Source organism: Nitrosomonas sp. (assembly GCF_043753625.1).
Taxonomy (GTDB): Bacteria; Pseudomonadota; Gammaproteobacteria; order Burkholderiales; family Nitrosomonadaceae; genus Nitrosomonas.
Genome location: NZ_JAYUWI010000051.1, coordinates 1 through 17,204 on the forward strand (window position 1 = coordinate 1; position 17,204 = coordinate 17,204).

The 17,204-nt window shown below is 43.7% G+C and carries 19 protein-coding genes and 1 pseudogene; 12 read left to right on the forward strand and 8 right to left on the reverse strand.

What is annotated here, in order from left to right:
• Positions 1-714: 714 nt before the first annotated feature.
• Together ACH10T_RS04920 and ACH10T_RS04925 are read right to left on the reverse strand one after the other, a co-directional pair.
• Positions 715-1,164 carry a CBS domain-containing protein gene (locus tag ACH10T_RS04920; RefSeq protein ID WP_394808209.1) on the reverse strand — a complete coding sequence of 150 codons (450 nt, stop codon included), beginning with the start codon at positions 1,162-1,164 and terminating at the stop codon, positions 715-717.
• Between the two features lie 47 nt (positions 1,165-1,211).
• Positions 1,212-1,715 carry a BCAM0308 family protein gene (locus tag ACH10T_RS04925; RefSeq protein ID WP_394808210.1) on the reverse strand — a complete coding sequence of 168 codons (504 nt, stop codon included), beginning with the start codon at positions 1,713-1,715 and terminating at the stop codon, positions 1,212-1,214.
• 613 nt (positions 1,716-2,328) lie between these two features.
• Between ACH10T_RS04925 and ACH10T_RS04930 the strand changes: the two genes are divergently transcribed.
• The 6 genes and pseudogenes from ACH10T_RS04930 (at position 2,329) to ACH10T_RS04955 (ending at position 5,484) form a co-directional block, all read left to right on the forward strand.
• A complete protein-coding gene (locus ACH10T_RS04930; protein ID WP_394808225.1) occupies positions 2,329-2,457 on the forward strand; it encodes a DUF4347 domain-containing protein in 129 nt (42 codons plus the stop codon).
• Positions 2,458-2,521: 64 nt separating this feature from the next.
• Positions 2,522-3,418, forward strand: a pseudogene (locus ACH10T_RS04935) (IS3 family transposase); the annotation flags it as partial.
• A gap of 18 nt (positions 3,419-3,436) precedes the next feature.
• Positions 3,437-3,706 (forward strand): hypothetical protein, encoded by a 270-nt coding sequence (locus ACH10T_RS04940; RefSeq protein ID WP_394808211.1) that lies wholly within the window; start codon positions 3,437-3,439, stop codon positions 3,704-3,706.
• A 19-nt stretch (positions 3,707-3,725) separates the two neighbouring features.
• On the forward strand, positions 3,726-4,370 hold the full coding sequence (locus ACH10T_RS04945; protein ID WP_394808212.1) for a phosphoribosyltransferase: 645 nt from the start codon (positions 3,726-3,728) through the stop codon (positions 4,368-4,370).
• Between the two features lie 45 nt (positions 4,371-4,415).
• Positions 4,416-4,916 (forward strand): hypothetical protein, encoded by a 501-nt coding sequence (locus ACH10T_RS04950; RefSeq protein WP_394808213.1) that lies wholly within the window; start codon positions 4,416-4,418, stop codon positions 4,914-4,916.
• A gap of 118 nt (positions 4,917-5,034) precedes the next feature.
• Entirely contained in the window at positions 5,035-5,484 is a 450-nt protein-coding gene (locus ACH10T_RS04955; protein ID WP_394808214.1) for a hypothetical protein, read from the forward strand.
• A gap of 217 nt (positions 5,485-5,701) precedes the next feature.
• On the opposite strand, the gene ACH10T_RS04960 is transcribed toward ACH10T_RS04955, so the two are convergent.
• The 4 genes from ACH10T_RS04960 to ACH10T_RS04975 all read right to left on the reverse strand — a co-directional run bounded on the left by ACH10T_RS04960 (position 5,702) and on the right by ACH10T_RS04975 (position 8,336).
• Positions 5,702-6,253 (reverse strand): hypothetical protein, encoded by a 552-nt coding sequence (locus ACH10T_RS04960; RefSeq protein ID WP_394808215.1) that lies wholly within the window; start codon positions 6,251-6,253, stop codon positions 5,702-5,704.
• Between the two features lie 19 nt (positions 6,254-6,272).
• The gene (locus ACH10T_RS04965) at positions 6,273-6,797 is read right to left on the reverse strand and encodes a hypothetical protein (RefSeq protein ID WP_394808216.1); all 525 of its coding nucleotides are present in this window, start codon (positions 6,795-6,797) and stop codon (positions 6,273-6,275) included.
• Positions 6,798-6,830: 33 nt separating this feature from the next.
• On the reverse strand, positions 6,831-7,499 hold the full coding sequence (locus tag ACH10T_RS04970; protein WP_394808217.1) for a hypothetical protein: 669 nt from the start codon (positions 7,497-7,499) through the stop codon (positions 6,831-6,833).
• A gap of 138 nt (positions 7,500-7,637) precedes the next feature.
• Positions 7,638-8,336 (reverse strand): SDR family oxidoreductase, encoded by a 699-nt coding sequence (locus tag ACH10T_RS04975; RefSeq protein ID WP_394808218.1) that lies wholly within the window; start codon positions 8,334-8,336, stop codon positions 7,638-7,640.
• Positions 8,337-8,530: 194 nt separating this feature from the next.
• On the opposite strand from ACH10T_RS04975, the gene ACH10T_RS04980 reads away from it, so the two are divergent.
• From ACH10T_RS04980 to dapD, 4 genes are all read left to right on the forward strand, one after another.
• The gene (locus tag ACH10T_RS04980; protein WP_394808219.1) at positions 8,531-9,409 is read left to right on the forward strand and encodes a 23S rRNA (adenine(2030)-N(6))-methyltransferase RlmJ; all 879 of its coding nucleotides are present in this window, start codon (positions 8,531-8,533) and stop codon (positions 9,407-9,409) included.
• A 189-nt stretch (positions 9,410-9,598) separates the two neighbouring features.
• Entirely contained in the window at positions 9,599-11,620 is a 2,022-nt protein-coding gene (locus ACH10T_RS04985; RefSeq protein WP_394808220.1) for a CopD family protein, read from the forward strand.
• Between the two features lie 187 nt (positions 11,621-11,807).
• Complete coding sequence (gene dapC / locus ACH10T_RS04990) at positions 11,808-13,004, forward strand: succinyldiaminopimelate transaminase (protein ID WP_394808221.1); 1,197 nt, start codon at positions 11,808-11,810, stop codon at positions 13,002-13,004.
• 22 nt (positions 13,005-13,026) lie between these two features.
• Positions 13,027-13,848, forward strand: a complete 822-nt coding sequence (gene dapD / locus ACH10T_RS04995; protein ID WP_304906060.1) for a 2,3,4,5-tetrahydropyridine-2,6-dicarboxylate N-succinyltransferase — start codon at positions 13,027-13,029, stop codon at positions 13,846-13,848.
• A gap of 63 nt (positions 13,849-13,911) precedes the next feature.
• Here dapD and ACH10T_RS05000 read toward each other — a convergent pair whose 3' ends face one another.
• Together ACH10T_RS05000 and miaA are read right to left on the reverse strand one after the other, a co-directional pair.
• Positions 13,912-14,247 (reverse strand): BON domain-containing protein, encoded by a 336-nt coding sequence (locus tag ACH10T_RS05000; RefSeq protein ID WP_394808222.1) that lies wholly within the window; start codon positions 14,245-14,247, stop codon positions 13,912-13,914.
• 254 nt (positions 14,248-14,501) lie between these two features.
• The gene (gene miaA / locus ACH10T_RS05005; protein ID WP_394808223.1) at positions 14,502-15,458 is read right to left on the reverse strand and encodes a tRNA (adenosine(37)-N6)-dimethylallyltransferase MiaA; all 957 of its coding nucleotides are present in this window, start codon (positions 15,456-15,458) and stop codon (positions 14,502-14,504) included.
• 158 nt (positions 15,459-15,616) lie between these two features.
• On the opposite strand from miaA, the gene ACH10T_RS05010 reads away from it, so the two are divergent.
• Both ACH10T_RS05010 and ACH10T_RS05015 read left to right on the forward strand, forming a co-directional pair.
• Positions 15,617-15,805, forward strand: coding sequence for a twin transmembrane helix small protein (locus tag ACH10T_RS05010; RefSeq protein ID WP_292996266.1), 189 nt, complete (start codon positions 15,617-15,619; stop codon positions 15,803-15,805).
• 45 nt (positions 15,806-15,850) lie between these two features.
• Positions 15,851-17,077, forward strand: a complete 1,227-nt coding sequence (locus ACH10T_RS05015) for an NAD(P)/FAD-dependent oxidoreductase (protein WP_394808224.1) — start codon at positions 15,851-15,853, stop codon at positions 17,075-17,077.
• Positions 17,078-17,204: the final 127 nt, after the last annotated feature.

Genomic DNA, 17,204 nt, shown 5'->3' on the forward strand with positions numbered 1-17,204 from the left:
ACCCGTAAAATTCTTTCGCTTTATTCCCGTCATTTCCTGCTCCTTCTTAGCAGGATACCATCTTAATTTACTGTCCTGAAAGGAGGGTCCACTATACTATGAAACGGGTGATTATCTTTTTGTTTATTTAGGTGATTATTATTGATACTCAGTTTAGTTTGGATTTCGGCTTGTTTCATTTGAATTCACTCCTGGTACAAGATGGTAGTCCTAGAGTAACAAGGGAATATGACAAGAATATAACAGCTTCATATAAACTTATTCATTGATACATCTGTACTTTTGGTTAAGGTGGTTCAAGCGTCAACGCGGCATATAGTCGCATCACTAGTTAAGTGACGAGTTTATTTCGAAAAGGTTTCGTTGGATTTATTCTTATTAACAATGGGTGCTTTGCGCTGAGGACATACTTTACAGTGGCAGATTGTTCCATAACAACGCATCATTCAGGAGTTTAATGGTGGGTATTGAAATATCTCAGTTCTTAGTCATGGTCTTAAATTAAATCCTTCGATGTTATTCCCCGTGATCTTGCCACGGGGTTGCTGATTGCAATTGATCAAGGAATAAATTCAAGGAACTTCCGGATAACTATCATTTCGAGCATAGCGAGAAATTTATACCGTTAACTGTCAATATTTCTCACTATGCTTGGAATGACAAAGGCGGTTGTCCAGAGATTCCTTAACGATTGTATGGAAAATCATTATCCAATTACGGACGATGTCGTGTTTCTTTCCTTTGTTCATACCGTACTAGTTTGGCGAGATCAAGTAATTGTTCAGATAACAATTGTAATGCATCATCCAATGTCAATATACCAACCAGTTCTCCGGCTTCATCCACGATCGGCAAGCGCCGGATGGTTTTGCGGCGCATAAACTCGATCGCTTCATGCGTCGCGGTACTTTCTTTAACAGAAAGTACTTCCGGTGCCATGATATCGCCGACGGTAATCACTGTTTCATCCAATTCCGTGGCCAGAACTTCGACAACCAGATCACGATCCGTGACAATGCCTACAGGTGCTGTACGACCATCCAACTTATCAATCACAATAACAGCCCCGACATGATATTGCCGCATCAGTTTAGCAGCTTCCAGAACCGTCTCATCCCTTTGAATAGTAATTACTTCACGATTGCAAATTTCACCGACACTCATCATATTCTCCTTTATTTTTTATCCAATCAAACAGGTCTGGTCTCGAGTTAACGAGTCCAACTGACACGCAACAAATTTTCAGCCGGGTTGTAATGAAATTCCAAATCACCCTGAAAAGCATGGTGAATCGCTTCACCAATACCGCGCGCGAGGTGAATATCAGTAGTGGTTATCAATACCCCATTGCCCTCTTCTTCGGTTGCCATGATTCGCTTCAACGGATGTTCGGTTTTTTCTTTCTTTTCGACATTGTGTATCAGGCTTACGATTTCATCCCGATGCGCAACAAAAAACTCACCTGCTAAGGTCACAAAGCCTGCCGGTTGATGCTCAAGAATACGCTGGCAAGCCGGACAGTTGTGCTGATGCGCATTCGCAGGTGCTACAAGCCATTGCCACCGTCCTTTATGAAATACCGCGCTACATTTTGAACAAACTGTCGGTTCCGGAAGTTTGCCTTTGGTTTGGTAAGTATCGTGTACTTGTTCCTGAAAAATACCATCGTGGCGGGCAATAGGATGAAAACCGGGAGGTGTGCTTTTTGTACCCATGATAACTCTCATCTGTGCAATTTATTGATTTTGGATTCAAAGCCTATTCATTTGCTGTGAATGACTCTTGTTTGCTTAGTAATCGTCAAGCTACTAATTACATCTTGCTCGCTTTGATAATTTTTCTCAAGCGTTTCCACAAGCTCAATTGATTATGTATATTGATTCATAATGATTTCCAAGGCATAAAATAGCTAGGGAAAATGAGGAAGTGGAGCAGTTTTCAGTAAGGAGGATAAAAGTGATAGCCGCTCTACCGGTGCTGGCTAAGTTATCAAAAGTGTTTTTTGATACTGGGACATATATCCTGAGAAATTAAAAATGATATCAGTTACCTGGGATAAGTTGCCTGTATCATTTTTACAGATACTTTGAGATTCTTCTGAAAAATTAAACGAATGCTGTTTTCCATCACCACAAAAGATACCCTTCAAACTTTAATCGGCCTATCCGCTCATTACGATGAACGGCTTCCCTTACATAGATAAGGAATAGCAATAATGACCTCTCGCATCCTATTCATCGATTCAAACATAGCCGAATATCAAAGCCTGATTCCATAACTGCCATCTGATTCGAATTCGTTGTGATGGATTAATCCAAAGACGGAATCCTGCAAATTTTAGCCGGCCTGCAAGGCAAATCAGAATTCAATGCGATAGACATCATCTCGCATGGTAAGCCGGGTGCATTGCTGCTGGGCTCCATCGAGTTGAACAATGTCAACTTTAAAGTATGCTGATTTTCATGGGGTCCGAAGTTTCATAAAATGAAGACATGAAATGGAGGATGAAGATGGCGCGTGGCTTCATAAAAAAGTGTGCGACGTATTTCGCGAAGCTCAGTTGATATATTCGGCGGTGAGATACGGTCTGATTAAGTCGATGCGACGAAGCTATCCGGTTGCGCTCATGTGTCGGGTACTTGATGTTTCTGAAAGCGGCTTTCATGCAAGGAGAACCCGCCCACCTTGTGAGCGTGTACGTGAGAATGCAAGATTGGAAATAGAAATACTGGTTGCGCACCAACGTGCACGAGAGACATACAGTGCAAAGCGCGTGCATCATAATTGGCGGATCACGGAGTACAAGCCACGCCATACCGCGTTCGAACATTGCGCAAGAAATGGGGTTTGCGTTGTAAGCAAAAGCTAAAATTCAAGGTGACGACCGATTCTAAACATAATTTACCGGTTGCGCCCAATATTCTGAACCGGGAATTTTCTGCTAGATCGCCTAGTAAAGTATGAATCAGTGACATCACGATATTCCTACGGATGAGAGCTGGTTGTACTTGGAGAGAATGACGAAGAGCCTGGTTATACAGGCACTATTTCGTGCAACTGCAAGTAAACATCAGGATAAGGGGCTAATTGCTCGCTCAGATCGAGGCAGTCAATACTGCGCGCAGGATTACCAGAATTTATTGCAACCATTGGGCATGATCGCTTCCATGAGTTGCAAGGTGGACTGCTATGATAATGCTCCGATGGAAAGCTTCTGGGGGATACTTAAAACCGAGCTGGTGTATCATCAGAAATTCAAAACACGACAACAAGCCATTCAGGAGATTACCGAATAGTTCGAAATCTTCTAGAATAGGCAGCGTAAGCAGGAAAGATTAGGTTATCTGTCACCAGCACAATTACGCAGCGATACTATGCAAATCCTAGCCGCGGCTTAAACACATGGACTCCATTTTGATTGCACACCTCAGTCGACATGCTGCGCATTATTCGCGAAGCCAGAAATCGCGGTTGCTTTTTGGAACTAAATGCGCATCCGGAACGGTTGGATCTGCTCGACACCCAATGTCAAATGGCCAAGGAAGAAGGTGTGTTAATCAGCATTAATTCCGTGCCCATAGCGTTTACGATTTCGCCAATTTGCGCTTTGGCATCGGGCAAGCGCGGCTGGCTGGAAAAAAACGATGTGCTGAATATCCGTTCCTTGAAGGAATTGCGCCATCTGATCAATCGCACCATGTCATAATCATGTTAAGGAGCACACCATGATTTTCGCCGACCGTATCACAGCAGTCGAGAAACTGGCGGAAGCGCTTTCTGCGTATCAAGATAAAAATCCGCTGGTACTGGCTATTCCCAGAGGCGCCGTGCCGATGGCCAAGGTGATTGCCGAAGAATTGAACGGTGAAATGGATGTGGTACTGGTGCGTAAATTGCGCGCGCCGGGCAATCCTGAGTTTGCGATCGGTTCTGTTGATGAGAGCGGTTGGGTTTATCTGACGGAGTATGCCGAGCAAGCCGGTGCCGATCAGGATTACATCAACCGGGAAGTATCTGTTCAGCTTGAAACCATCCGGCAACGGCGCGCGCAATATAACCCTATGCATCCGCCGGTTGATCCCGCTGGACGGATTGTCATTGTCATCGATGACGGGCTGGCCACGGGATCGACGATGATTGCTGCACTGCATGCATTACGCAACAAGAAACCGGCAGAATTGATCTGTACCGTGCCTGTAGCGCCGCCGGAGACATTGAGGAAATTAGAAGGAAAAGCGGATCATATTGTTTGCTTGTCATCGCCAGTCAATTTTTATGCGGTAGGGCAGTTTTACAGGGAATTTCCGCAAGTGACCGATGAAGAAGTGATTGCTTCTCTTGCCGATTCAAACCGGCGAGAGAAGGAGTAATTGTGCGTATTCTGTTGATCGAAAATTATTTACTAGGAGCTTGCCATGATACGAAACCCGATTGATATCGCCAGCCGTGTCAGCTCTAATTTATCCGCGCTCATTGAAGATCGCGTGAATAAGTCAGAGCTGGGACAGGACATAACGCTTGCCACCATTCATGATTTTGTTGCAGGTCTGCTTAGCGATGCATTTACTGAAACAGAGGAGCGGCATCATTTTGATATTAATGAATCATTGCTGGATGAACTGAATGCATTGATCGAGGAATTTGGCGAATTGGCGCTAGCCATTGACTTTGTGCAGGAAAATGCCAGTGAGCCCTTGTCACGAGTCATTGACACCGTAGTCAATGACAGGGATCAAGAAAGCCCGCCGACACTCGAAGCCGTAAAAGATGCAATGATTTCTGGCTTGTTAGCAAGTTTAGTGGGCGCTGGTGTATTGGATGAGGATGAAGATGATGTCTTGCTGGCAGAAATTGATGCACTGATCGACCGGCATGGTGCCGATACCCTGGCAGAAGAGTTCTTACGTTATGAATAATAATTGCTCGTTGTTTTTTGTTGCAACAACTGTACTTCTGAGTAAAAATGAACCTTAGCATCGATTCTCAATCGAATTGTTCATTGGCTTCGGCTTTATTATTTATTTTTACTGACCTATGTACCTCGATAAAATCTACGTATTGCAAACGGGTGTAAGCCTTAAAATTTCGACCATTGCTTTGCAAGGACTGATTGTAAATGCCATCGGTAAACAAAAATTTCCTGAACTCGAAAAAATTCGCAGCACATCGGATTTATATGCCTATCTATCGGTTGTTGTCTGTGAAGGCGCGGAAGACTTAATCAACAGACGGCAGCGTTGGATAGATCAAAAAATAAAAGCCAACTTAATCGCAGGGCGGCCGGTTCCCTTCAATAACTTTTGCAATCTTTTCTGGCGCAATTTGGATGAAGATGATCCGGATGGTGATGAATGGCAGCAGTTGATGGCTAGTGACCAATTTTATTCTCAATTGACTGTGCTACTGAACAAATTGCGCATCGCTGAACGCAGCTTGCGGCAATATAAGGGAACAGTTCCTGATTGGTATCTGGGTTCGGCTTGATGCCGTCGAGGTTAACAAAGAAGTGTCTTCCCGAGAAATCGAATTATTTTGTTTGGTGTACGATCATCTTTATCGCGCCGAATGAAAAATATCTGGTGCAATGTGCTCCATTATTTGCATCCCGGGTTATGCCTCGCGCGTGGTCAACACATTGAGAGAAGCGATCTAGTGTCGCAGGGATGATAAGCTTAATGAATTATAATGTAAACTTCGTATCTTATGGTGTTTTGGTTGGTAAAATACCAATATTTTGTGCCATTTTCTGTGAGACAGTGGTATAACTTCTGAATAGTTTATTGGTTTTCCGTTCTTTAATTATTTTTTCTGCGAATTTTTTTAGATCTTTTTTTTCACGATTTGAAATATTGAAGTTTTGAAAAATTAATTCAAAAAGTTTAAGGATAAGAGAAGAAGATTCATGACGTTTCTCATACTTTTGGTTTTTTAATTCTTCAAGTACATTTACTTCGTCCAATTCACATAGACAATAAGTCAGCAAGATTTTCTCTAAATTATTTTCTGCCAATTTTCGATGATTCTCTATGAGGGATTGCTGTCTTTGATTGAAGAAATCACTGCTCATCATTGCTACTCCCCAATTCGGAATTGCAGCAATCATAAAGTTTATAAATGCATTAACCTGGCTTTCAATTCCTCCTCGTTTGCCTTCATCAATTTTTTCATATTCAAGGAGTGATTTAAGGCGGTTTATGATTGTTTCTCGACCATTGATATCGAATGCATGCACATTAAAGGCAATGGAATTCATGTAATGTTGAAACACATTTTTAAAGTGCTGCCGGGTTGCTATAGGATTTAAAATATGCTCTGCGGCACGAAATGCTCTTGCATATTTCTTGAAATTCAACTACTGGACTCACATCATGAGGTACAATTTTTACTTCCATAATGGGTTGATCATCAAGAGGAGCAACTTGATCAAGTTTTTCGTCATATTCCTTTTCACTATGTTTATTATTAAATGACGTTTCTAATGCCTCTTGTTTTACCACATCGATAATATCATGTCCGATGCATTTCATTATTTCGGACTCAGCACTCTCCAAATCAGAGAAATTTTCTTTAGCTTTTAACCTATCCCATGCAAGATTCATTTTATTATCCAAGTAATCAATGAGCTTTGAATCATTCTTTATGGCTGACACATATTCAATTACCTTATCGAATCTAAGAAAATCGAGCTTTTTGTCAAGTGTTTGATAGTCAATATCCTGTTTTGCAGTCCAATTAGCAAAAACATAATTAAAGAAGCAAATCTGCGAAAATTTATAACTATTCCCCTCTTTACGCATTATTCCACTGCTCAGTATTGGTTCAATATATGTTTAGATATCAAAGTCTTGGAGAATTAGTTTGTTGAAATCTAGTGCCTTTTGAACGAGCTCATTGTGAGAGATTGAGTAACTGGAATTTTCATGCATGTGATCTGCTACACAACCAAGGAGAAGCAATATATCCTTGTATTGAGGAACCTTTCCTAATGTAATGACGTGCTTTTGCATAATGATTTCAATGAAATTTTCAACAAGATCTGCTTCATGCATATATGTTCTGACGGCGGTAGATTTTCGCTCATGTATTGAAAGTAGCATCGTAAATACAAATGGGTTATTTGCCATTCCTGTGCTGCTAACAATCTTTAATACGTTGGATGCGACCTTGCTTGTCTGAGTGCTTGTTGTTTTGGGGACCCACTTACTAACTAATTCTTTCAAGTGATTGCGTTTTAGTGGCTTTAAATTGGAGTACCTAAAACATTTTTTACAATTAATTTTGGTAAGAATATCTCGCAAATCAGGACGTACAGAAAGTTGACCAAATATTACGAATCTTGCTTCACTGGTTGAGATATATTCGAAAATTATTTTTAAACTTTGAAGATCAAGGTTCTCAATGCTATCGAAAATAATTACAGCATCACTACCACTAAGTTTCTTTTCTATTTTGGTTTGGAAAGATGGTTCATTTCCATCTTTGAGATAAAAGGATAGCAAGTTACGATTAACTTGCTTGATGTTATTAAACGTCCTGCCTTTTAAATCTAGATCTCATAAATACCCTATCCGCTCCTATATTATTTATGGATGTAATCACTTGATAAAGTGTATTGCATTTTAAAAATCTAACTTTGGTTACCAAGGCACAATCTGCCCATCAAATGCATAAAACTTCCCAGAATCCGAAAATTTCAAATTGCTGATGACGCGGCGCATACTGGTGACGCTTTGTTCAGTTGTAATCAATGCATTCGGGCCGCCCATGTCGGTTCTGACCCATCCGGGATGGAGTAATACTGCGGTAATCCGGCTTGAGTCCAAGTCAATCGACAGGCTTTTCATCACGATATTGACCGCTGCTTTGCTTGAGCGGTAGATGTAGCTGCCGCCGCCTCGATTGTCTGCAATGCTGCCCATTTTGCTGGTGATGGTGATGATGGTTTTCAACTGGCTTTGGGAAATCTGCTGGTTAAAAGCTTCGGCCATTTTTAACGGTGCCATCGTATTGACCGCAAAGGCATATGACCAGGCGGCATAATCCGTTTTTCCGAAGGCATCGCCGTGTTCCGGCGGATAGACGCCGGCATTGTTGATGAGTAAATCAATCGTCTGATTGGATAATGCTTGAGATAATTGTTCAATCTGCTGGTGATTGGCTACATCTAATGGGTGAACAGTAATCTGATCCGAATAGTGTGCAGCCAGATGATTCAACGCCTCTGCTATTGCAGGATTACGACATGCTGCAAAAACACGCCAGCCATCTTTGGCATACTGCCGGACAAATTCAAGTCCGATGCCCCGGTTTGTTCCTGTAATTAATGCTGTTCTCATTTCTCTTCCTTGTAATCATGTACTTTGTCATTTAAATTTAAGTTTCATTAGCATCTATTTTACAATGCTTGATAACCTCCCATGAGGTTGTTGCAAAACTATGGTATCAAGCTTCCCTGTTTTTGCGCAGCATCCAGCAAAAGCTGGTAACATCAGTGCAGTCTGAAGATGTAAATCCGAGAGAATTTCCCTCCATGCTGAGTTACCGACATGCTTTTCATGCTGGCAATCACGCCGATGTCCTGAAACATTTGATCGAAGTACAATTGCTGCGCTATCTGATGCAGAAAGATAAACCGTTTTGGTATATCGATACCCATGCTGGTGCAGGCTGCTATGCGCTGGACCGCGGCTTTGCAGCACAGAATGCCGAGTATGAGAATGGCATTGCCCGCTTATGGGGTCGCGACGATCTGCCGGATTCGCTGGCCGATTATGTGTCGCTGGTGATGGGCATCAATCCGGATAAGCAGATGAAGCTGTATCCCGGTTCACCAATGTTCGCACTACACTTGTTACGCGAGCAGGATCGGTTGCGGCTGTTCGAGTTGCATCCGACGGATAGCGAAATCCTTTTGCAAAACTTCGCCACCGAGCGTGCGCGGGTGCAAGTGCAGAGTACCGACGGTTTCGGTGCATTGAAGGCATTGCTGCCCCCGCCATCGCGTCGCGCGCTGGTGTTGATCGATCCGCCTTACGAGGACAAACAGGATTATCGCCGCGTCATTTCGACGCTGGATGAAGGATTGAAGCGTTTTGCCAACGGTGTCTATGCAGTGTGGTACCCACAGTTGCAGCGCATTGAAGCAAAACAACTGCCTGAGCAGCTCAAACGGTTGCCCGTGAAGAGTTGGCTACATGTCGCGCTTAGTGTACAGGCGCCGGATAAAAGTGGCTTCGGTATGCATGGCAGTGGCATGTTTGTCTTTAATCCACCGTGGACACTTTATGGGGTATTGCAAGCAGTGATGCCCTATCTCGTCAAGCAATTGGCACAGGATGCACAAGCGAATTTCATTCTCGAGAAGCATGAATCAAATCTGCATTTAGGCAATCTGGGTAAACCTATATGACTGACGGCGAACATTAAAATGCCTTGAATATCATGCGGTGCTACGCTAGGCTATGGGATTTTTGTAAAATACCTTACGGATATTTTGTTGAATCTGAAAACTCCAGAATTTTTTGCGGCGCTGCATGTCCGGTAAACTCATTAGATGCTGACGTTGTCAAAATATCTATAACAATTCTATTGTAAAACCATGATTGAAATCATTGCTGCATTTGCCCGGTGGTCGCAACTGACTGCCAATTTAATCTTGTTTGGAAGCTGCGTTTTTTTTGCCATTATCGGGTCGCAAAAGACTGTATTTGAGACACCGTGGGTTATCCGGCTTGAAAGAGTGTTTCCGTGGATGGCAGGTGTGGTCTTGCTGGGACTTATCGGTATTTTGGCTACCACGACGAGTGAAGCAACCGCGAATTTAGCCAATTTCTGGAATCCGGAAGCCTGGTTGAAAGTTGTGCAGCAAACACAAATTGGACATATTTGGGTGGCTCGCGCGCTGCTGGCGTGCGTGTTATTGGGTGTTGTTCTGTTTTTCCAGCATATTCGCCGGGAACGATGGCATTATTTTTTATGGACTGGTGCCGCGTCGCTTCCTTTGATAGCAGGCGCACTCATGAGTCATTCCAGCGCGGATGAGATGTCGTTTCAGGCGGTTGCGCCTTATGCATTGCATATTCTATTTGCTGGCGTGTGGTTCGGCGCATTGCCGGCCTTTTTGTTTATTTTGTACAGCAATCATAGCGAAGTGGAAAAGCCATCCAATCTGGTAATTGCAAGCTACCTGAAGAAATTTTCGGCAATTGCGTTACCCGCGATGATGTTGCTGGTGGCGACTGGTCTGATTGTAACTGATCGTTTGGTTGAACCCTTTTATCACACGTTGGTTTCCAGTCCTTATGGCTGGCTATTGAATGCCAAGCTAAGTGTTTTGGCTATCATTCTGGTGATTGCCTTTCAAGCGCGTAATAAGTGGCTTCCTATGTTTTCAGAGGGGGATATACAACAGCATAACGAAAGTGTTATCCATTTAAGAAAATGGGTTGGCATCGAATTTATTCTGGCGCTATTACTGATGCTGATTGCAACTATCCTGGCTAATACGCTTCCTGCCAAGCATACGATGATCGATAATTGGCCTTATCCGTTCCGTTTCTCGATCAATGCGACATGGGATGAGCCGAATGTGCAGGAAATGGTATGGTCGGGTGTTGTGCTATTTTTTGTTGCACTGGGTACGGTTTGGCTGGGCGCAAAAAATAACTGGAACAGAATGAAAAAAATTCTGGTTCCGGGTTTATTGGGAATCAGCTCGATGGCGATCACTTTGCCGCCTTTGGCCATTGAAGCTTATCCTGAAACTTATCTGAAACCAACCGTGCCTTTCGATACGATCTCAATATCGAATGGGTTCCGGTTGTTTAGTGAGCATTGTGTGAACTGTCATGGCCCGCAAGGCAAAGGAACTGGTACCGTCGTCGATCCGGAGGTCAGAGATCCAACGGATCTATTGACCGAGCAGCATACGGCAAAATATACCGTGGGTAACGTTTTTCACCAGCTATCGCACGGTATTCCGGGAACAAAAATGCCTGGTTTTGCTGCGACTTTGGCTGAAGAAGACCGCTGGGATCTTATCAATTTTCTCCACGCGTTGTCGCGCGGTTTTGATGCACGCCTCTTGGGAAGCATGATCGTTCCAGAGAGTCCGGTGATTGCATCACCAGTATTTAATTATTCTGCGAATGATGGTTCCGATGGCAATTTAAAGGATTTTCGCTTGCAAAAAAATGTGGTGCTGGTGTTATTTTCTTGGCCGCAATCGAAGGAGCGGTTTTTCCAACTGGCGGCATCTTATGACAGAATACGGGCACTTAATACTGAAATTCTGGCAGTTCCAATCCATGCCCTGAATGAGCAGGAGTTGCAGCAAATTGTCAGTATTACTCCTTTTCCAGTAGTCACTGAAGGTTGGTCGGAGATCAAAGACAGCTACTGGTTATACCGGCGTGTTAGAACGGTTCCCGATCTGTCTAGGAAAGGGATGTTTCCAGGACATATGGAGTTTGTAACCGACCGCTTCGGATATTTACGAGCTCGATGGGTTGCTCAATTTGAAGGATTTGGTTGGCAGAATATCAGTGCTTTAACGCTACAATTGACCCAGCTCAATCAAGAAGGCGAGATTATGCCGCCGCCCGGTGATCATGCGCATTGATGTATTGCACTGAAGATCAATCGAGGTTAGAAACCAAACAAGCTGGTTCAACTACATTATTACTCTTTACTATTTAAGTTGGTCATTCTTCTAAGCGCGTTTTATAATCCATACACAAAACAATAATCCTAATCTTCCGGGGCAATCAGTGTGGCAGTTTATGACTAAGCACTGAAGCTAATAGCGAATGAATCCAAATCTGAATCAGCTACAACCATATCCTTTTCAGAAGCTGCGGCAACTGTTTGAGGGTGTGATACGCAATACTGCGTTGCATCCAATCGATTTGCAGATTGGTGAGCCCAAGCATGCGACACCGGATTTTATTCGTCATACGATGATAGATAATCTGGATGGTTTATCCACTTATCCAACCACGCTGGGAACGCCGGCACTGAGGAATAGCATCGCGGCGTGGATCAACCGACGTTTTAACCTGCCCGGCATCAATCCAGACACAGAAATCATTCCCGTCAACGGCAGCCGTGAGGCTTTATTTTCTTTTACACAGGCGGTGATTGATTCCAGTGCGAGTCATCCGGCGGTGGTTTGTCCCAATCCGTTTTATCAAATTTACGAAGGGGCTGCGCTATTGGCAGGTGCTACTCCCTATTTTATTAACACATTACCGGAAAATCGTTTCAGACTGGATTATTCACAGTTGACCGATATAGTGTGGTCACGCACGCAGCTGATTTATGTGTGCTCGCCGAACAATCCAACAGGTGGCGTGATGAAACTGGATGAATGGCGGGAATTGTTTGCGTTGTCGGATCGTTATGGTTTTGTGATCGCTTCGGATGAATGTTATTCAGAAATATATTTTGATGAGACAGATCCGCCTTTAGGGGCGCTGGATGCTGCGCAGCGACTGGGCCGTTCTGGTTTTCCGCGGTTGGTGGTATTCAATAGTTTGTCGAAACGCTCCAATGTGCCGGGGTTGCGTTCCGGGTATGTGGCCGGAAACGCCATGCTATTGGAAAAATTCCTGCTGTACCGGACTTATCATGGCTCTGCGATGAATCCAGCCGCTCAGGCGGCGAGTGCAGCAGCGTGGAGTGATGAAACGCATGTGGTGGAAAATCGTCGTTTATATGCGCAGAAATTTTCTTCATCGATAGCACTGTTGTCGGATACGATGGCGGTGCAGATGCCGGATGCGGGTTTTTATTTGTGGATTAAAACACCGGTCAGAGACACTGAATTCACCAAACAGCTTTATCAAGATTATAATGTCACGGTGTTGCCGGGCAGTTACCTGGCACGTGATGCGCATGGCATGAATCCGGGAAAAAATTATGTACGGATTGCGCTAGTTGCTTCACCGCAGGAATGTATCGAAGCTATGAACAGAATCAATAGCTTGGTGATTCAACTGAACTGAATTTAAATTATTAGGAAAAATTATGAATGAATTGAAAACCATCATTGAAGAAGCTTTTGATCGCCGTGCTGATATTACCCCGCGCAATGTTGATGCTAATCTGAAGGAATCTATAGCACAAGTGCTCAATATGCTCGATGGCGGCAAATTGCGTGTGGCCGAGAAAATCAATGGCGATTGGGTGACGCATCAGTGGATCAAGAAAGCCGTACTGCTGTCATTTCGCATCGAAGATAATAGTTTCATCAAAGGCGGATTTTCCAACTATTTTGACAAAGTACCGTCAAAATTTGCTGATTACAGTTCCAGGGATTTTCGTGACGGCGGTTTTCGTGTCGTGCCACCCGCAGCCGTACGCAAGGGTTCGTTTATTGCCAGTAACGTGGTGTTGATGCCGTCTTATGTCAATATTGGTGCGTATGTGGATGAAGGTACCATGGTCGATACCTGGGCAACGGTAGGATCCTGTGCGCAAATTGGCAAGAATGTGCATTTATCCGGCGGGGTTGGCATCGGAGGTGTGTTGGAGCCGGTACAGGCAAATCCTACGATTATTGAGGATAACTGTTTTATCGGGGCACGTTCAGAAGTTGTGGAGGGTGTGATTGTTGGCGAGAATTCAGTAATTTCGATGGGCGTATATATTGGGCAGAGTACAAAAATTTATAACCGCGAAACGGGTGAAGTCAGTTATGGCCGTATTCCGCCGGGATCGGTTGTGGTGTCAGGTAACTTGCCGGCTGAGAATGGAAAATACAGTCTGTACTGTGCAGTGATTGTTAAACAGGTCGATGCCAAGACCCGGTCAAAAACGGGTATTAATGAGTTGCTGCGGGGGATCTGAGAATTTTGTCTGAGAGCTACAATAAAAATCCCCTTAAATGGGGATTTTTATTTGGACAGATAATTATTTTTTGACAATCTGGTTATCTACTTTCTTCACTCCATCTACAATCCAGGTATGCATATTAACGCGAGTCAGTTGATCTTCATTTTTGACCGTTCCACTTAAAACTACACTGCCATCGTTTACTTTAATTTCGACGTTAGTGCCTTGTAAAATCGGGTCTGATTGAACGGCTTGGGTAATGCGTGCAAAAATGGTTGAGTCATCATAAACAGCGCCAGGCGGTGGTGTGACCCAGGATTCATGTGTTTTTTCTGCATAATTTCCGCAACTACTCAGCGTAAGTATGTTCATGAGGAGTATGGAAAAAATAAATAATTTATAACTAGTTTGCATAGTGTTTTCTTCCTATTGATAATTTTCTTGGAACTGCGTGCGAATGCTGTAATGCAATCGTTTTACGGCAGTCATTTTTTATGCTTGTGTTGTATCCCCCGCTGGCATGTATGGAATCATAACGCTACAGGTGGGACATAGACAAGCCGGTGTTATTAAATGTAGTCATGATAGAGATTTCTAAGCGCTTAAATTGAATTTGCGATTCCCCGTGGTCTTGCCACGGGGATAGGTGCAGGGCGCGCGGAGCAAATTTATTGTTTCTCGATTGCTGCCTGTAAAAAATGTTGTACTTGAGCAGTTAAATCACTTGCCAAACAATCAAATTCTTTCACTTCATCAGTTTTCATGCTGCGCAGCCATGTGAGTTGCCGCTTAGCCAATTGACGGGTGGCAGCAACACCCATGTCATGTAATTCCGCGCTATTTATTTTGTGATCCAAATAAAGGCAGGTTTGACGGTAACCGACACAACGCATTGATGGGGATTCCGTACTGAGCGAGAATCGTTGTCGAATGGACTGCACTTCATCAATTAATCCACAGTTCAACATGGTTTCAAAGCGTTCTGCGATGCGTAGGTGCAGTTGACTGCGATCACTGGGGATGAATGCAATGCTTGTTTTATGGTAAGGAAAGTCTGCTTCTCTGGGGATTTTGAGAATCTCAGACATGGGTTGCTGGGTCAGATAACATACTTCCAAAGCACGTTGAATGCGCTGACTATCCGTTGGTTCGATACGTGCTGCGGTTTCCTGATCCAGTTCTTCGAGCTTTTGATGCATGGCTGGCCAGCCCAATTCGTTAGCCATGTTTTCAAGCATCAGGCGAAGATTTTTGTCGGCCGATGGTAATATCGAAAGGCCATCTTGCAATGCTCGGAAGTAAAGCATCGTTCCACCTACAAGTAGTGGAATTTTATTGCGCTGTGTAATCTCATGCATGACATTTAATGCATCGCTACGAAATTGTGCTGCCGAGTAGTGCTGGTTTGGGTCGATTAGATTAATCAGGTGGTGAGGTACTCGGATGAGGGTTGCAGGATTGGGCTTAGCTGTTCCAATATCTAGATGGCGATAAACCTGGGCAGAATCAACACTGATAATTTCAACCGGGAAATTTTCAGCAATATCCAAAGCAATTTGACTTTTGCCACTTGCGGTGGGGCCCATTAAGAAAATAGCAGGTGGCAAGTGCGTTGAATATTGCATTTCTGGTTTTCAAGTGATGGATGTTGAAACAAAGTATCGGTCTAACAATGACTCAATTGATGCTGAAAATAGATAGAATTTTATAATTAATAGTCATTGGACAATCAGCAAAACTCGGCTAAACTTCGAAAAAATCAACTTCTAGTAGGAACAAGCCATTGAAAATCTTCGCAGCGGTAATATTTCTCCTCATATTATATAGCCTGGGATCGGCTCTGTATTACATGTATAAAGATAAAGGCCAATCGACACGCATGGTCAGATCCTTGGGTATACGTGTTGGCCTGTCACTTTTTCTGTTTATTGTTATGATGATATCAACCCGTTTGGATATGATGTCTGAGTAAGAAATTTTTTTGTGTCAGAAAGTCTTGACGCATGCATTGCGATCAATGCTCTTGAAAAAAGCCTCCATGGATGTGGTTATCATTGGTTCGGGTGCCGCAGGAATGATGTGTGCGATTGAAGCCGGTAAACGGGGACGCAGTGTAATGCTGATTGATCATGCCTGTAAGCTTGCAGAAAAAATCCGTATCTCCGGCGGTGGCCGCTGCAATTTTACCAATCGGTATACCAAAGCGGAAAATTTTCTCTCCGGCAATCCTAATTTTTGCCGTTCTGCACTTGCCCGTTTTACACCCCAGGATTTTATTGCGTTGCTTGAGAAGCATGGTATTCACTATCATGAGAAAAAATCAGGGCAATTATTCTGTGATGACAGCTCGCAGCAAATTATAGAAATGCTGCAGCGTGAATGCGCAACGGCCGGGGTGGACTGGCAGATGCCTTCTCAGCTAAAGCAAGTGGAACATCTCCCAGCAGATAAAGAAACCCAACATGCCGAGCGGAAATTCATACTAACGACTGAACGCAATACCCTAGAAACGAGTTCATTGGTAATTGCCACAGGTGGTTTGTCTATTCCGCAAATTGGCGCCAGTGCATTGGGTTATCAGATTGCCAATCAATTTGGTATTCGTGTGACACCCTTGCGTCCCGCTTTGGTCGGCTTGACTTTTGCAGCTGAAGATTTTGTCGGTTTTAAGGATATTCCGGGCGTAGCGATGGATGCTGAAGTCAGTTGCAGGGGTAGCGCATTCCGTGAAAGCATATTATTTACGCACCGTGGCTTGAGTGGACCAGTCATCTTACAGATTTCTTCCTACTGGCAACCGGGAGAGATAATCCATATCAATCTATTGCCGCAACAGGATGTGCAACAGATTTTTCTGGCACACAGACATAGCGGGATGCTTTTATCTAATCTACTGGCTCGTTATTTGCCTAAACGTTTTGTGCAGGCCTGGTGTTCGGCAATGCTTGTTCAGCTAGCTATGACTGCAAAACCTATGAACCAATATCGTGAAGTTGAATTGCGTCAGATTGCAGATAAACTCCATGGCTGGAAAATTTCTCCCACTGGAACAGTTGGTTATAAGAAGGCAGAAGTGACGTTGGGTGGAGTCGACACACATGAGCTATCATCCAAAACAATGGAATCCAAGCGCATGCCGGGGTTGTATTTTATTGGAGAAGTGGTCGATGTGACCGGTCACTTAGGTGGGTTTAATTTTCAGTGGGCTTGGTCTTCGGGTTACGCCGCCGGGCAAGTGGTCTAGTTGCTCTATTTAGTAGATCAGTATCATATGGGCACTTCTATAAATTCCCCAATTTTCTCAAGCGCAGGAAGTTCACTACGCCTAAACTAGGCACAGACATTCGGACGACATTCACGCCATGCAAAAC

Excerpts from the sequence above, each read along its gene's own strand:
- ACH10T_RS04920 (WP_394808209.1), bottom strand. The coding sequence starts at position 1,164 with ATGAGTGTCGGTGAAATTTGCAATCGTGAAGTAATTACTATTCAAAGG.
- ACH10T_RS04925 (WP_394808210.1), bottom strand. The coding sequence starts at position 1,715 with ATGGGTACAAAAAGCACACCTCCCGGTTTTCATCCTATTGCCCGCCAC.
- ACH10T_RS04940 (WP_394808211.1), top strand. The coding sequence starts at position 3,437 with ATGCTGCGCATTATTCGCGAAGCCAGAAATCGCGGTTGCTTTTTGGAA.
- ACH10T_RS04945 (WP_394808212.1), top strand. The coding sequence starts at position 3,726 with ATGATTTTCGCCGACCGTATCACAGCAGTCGAGAAACTGGCGGAAGCG.
- ACH10T_RS04950 (WP_394808213.1), top strand. The coding sequence starts at position 4,416 with ATGATACGAAACCCGATTGATATCGCCAGCCGTGTCAGCTCTAATTTA.
- ACH10T_RS04955 (WP_394808214.1), top strand. The coding sequence starts at position 5,035 with ATGTACCTCGATAAAATCTACGTATTGCAAACGGGTGTAAGCCTTAAA.
- ACH10T_RS04960 (WP_394808215.1), bottom strand. The coding sequence starts at position 6,253 with ATGAATTCCATTGCCTTTAATGTGCATGCATTCGATATCAATGGTCGA.
- ACH10T_RS04965 (WP_394808216.1), bottom strand. The coding sequence starts at position 6,797 with ATGCGTAAAGAGGGGAATAGTTATAAATTTTCGCAGATTTGCTTCTTT.
- ACH10T_RS04975 (WP_394808218.1), bottom strand. The coding sequence starts at position 8,336 with ATGAGAACAGCATTAATTACAGGAACAAACCGGGGCATCGGACTTGAA.
- ACH10T_RS04980 (WP_394808219.1), top strand. The coding sequence starts at position 8,531 with ATGCTGAGTTACCGACATGCTTTTCATGCTGGCAATCACGCCGATGTC.
- ACH10T_RS04985 (WP_394808220.1), top strand. The coding sequence starts at position 9,599 with ATGATTGAAATCATTGCTGCATTTGCCCGGTGGTCGCAACTGACTGCC.
- dapC (WP_394808221.1), top strand. The coding sequence starts at position 11,808 with ATGAATCCAAATCTGAATCAGCTACAACCATATCCTTTTCAGAAGCTG.
- dapD (WP_304906060.1), top strand. The coding sequence starts at position 13,027 with ATGAATGAATTGAAAACCATCATTGAAGAAGCTTTTGATCGCCGTGCT.
- ACH10T_RS05000 (WP_394808222.1), bottom strand. The coding sequence starts at position 14,247 with ATGCAAACTAGTTATAAATTATTTATTTTTTCCATACTCCTCATGAAC.
- miaA (WP_394808223.1), bottom strand. The coding sequence starts at position 15,458 with ATGCAATATTCAACGCACTTGCCACCTGCTATTTTCTTAATGGGCCCC.
- ACH10T_RS05015 (WP_394808224.1), top strand. The coding sequence starts at position 15,851 with ATGCTCTTGAAAAAAGCCTCCATGGATGTGGTTATCATTGGTTCGGGT.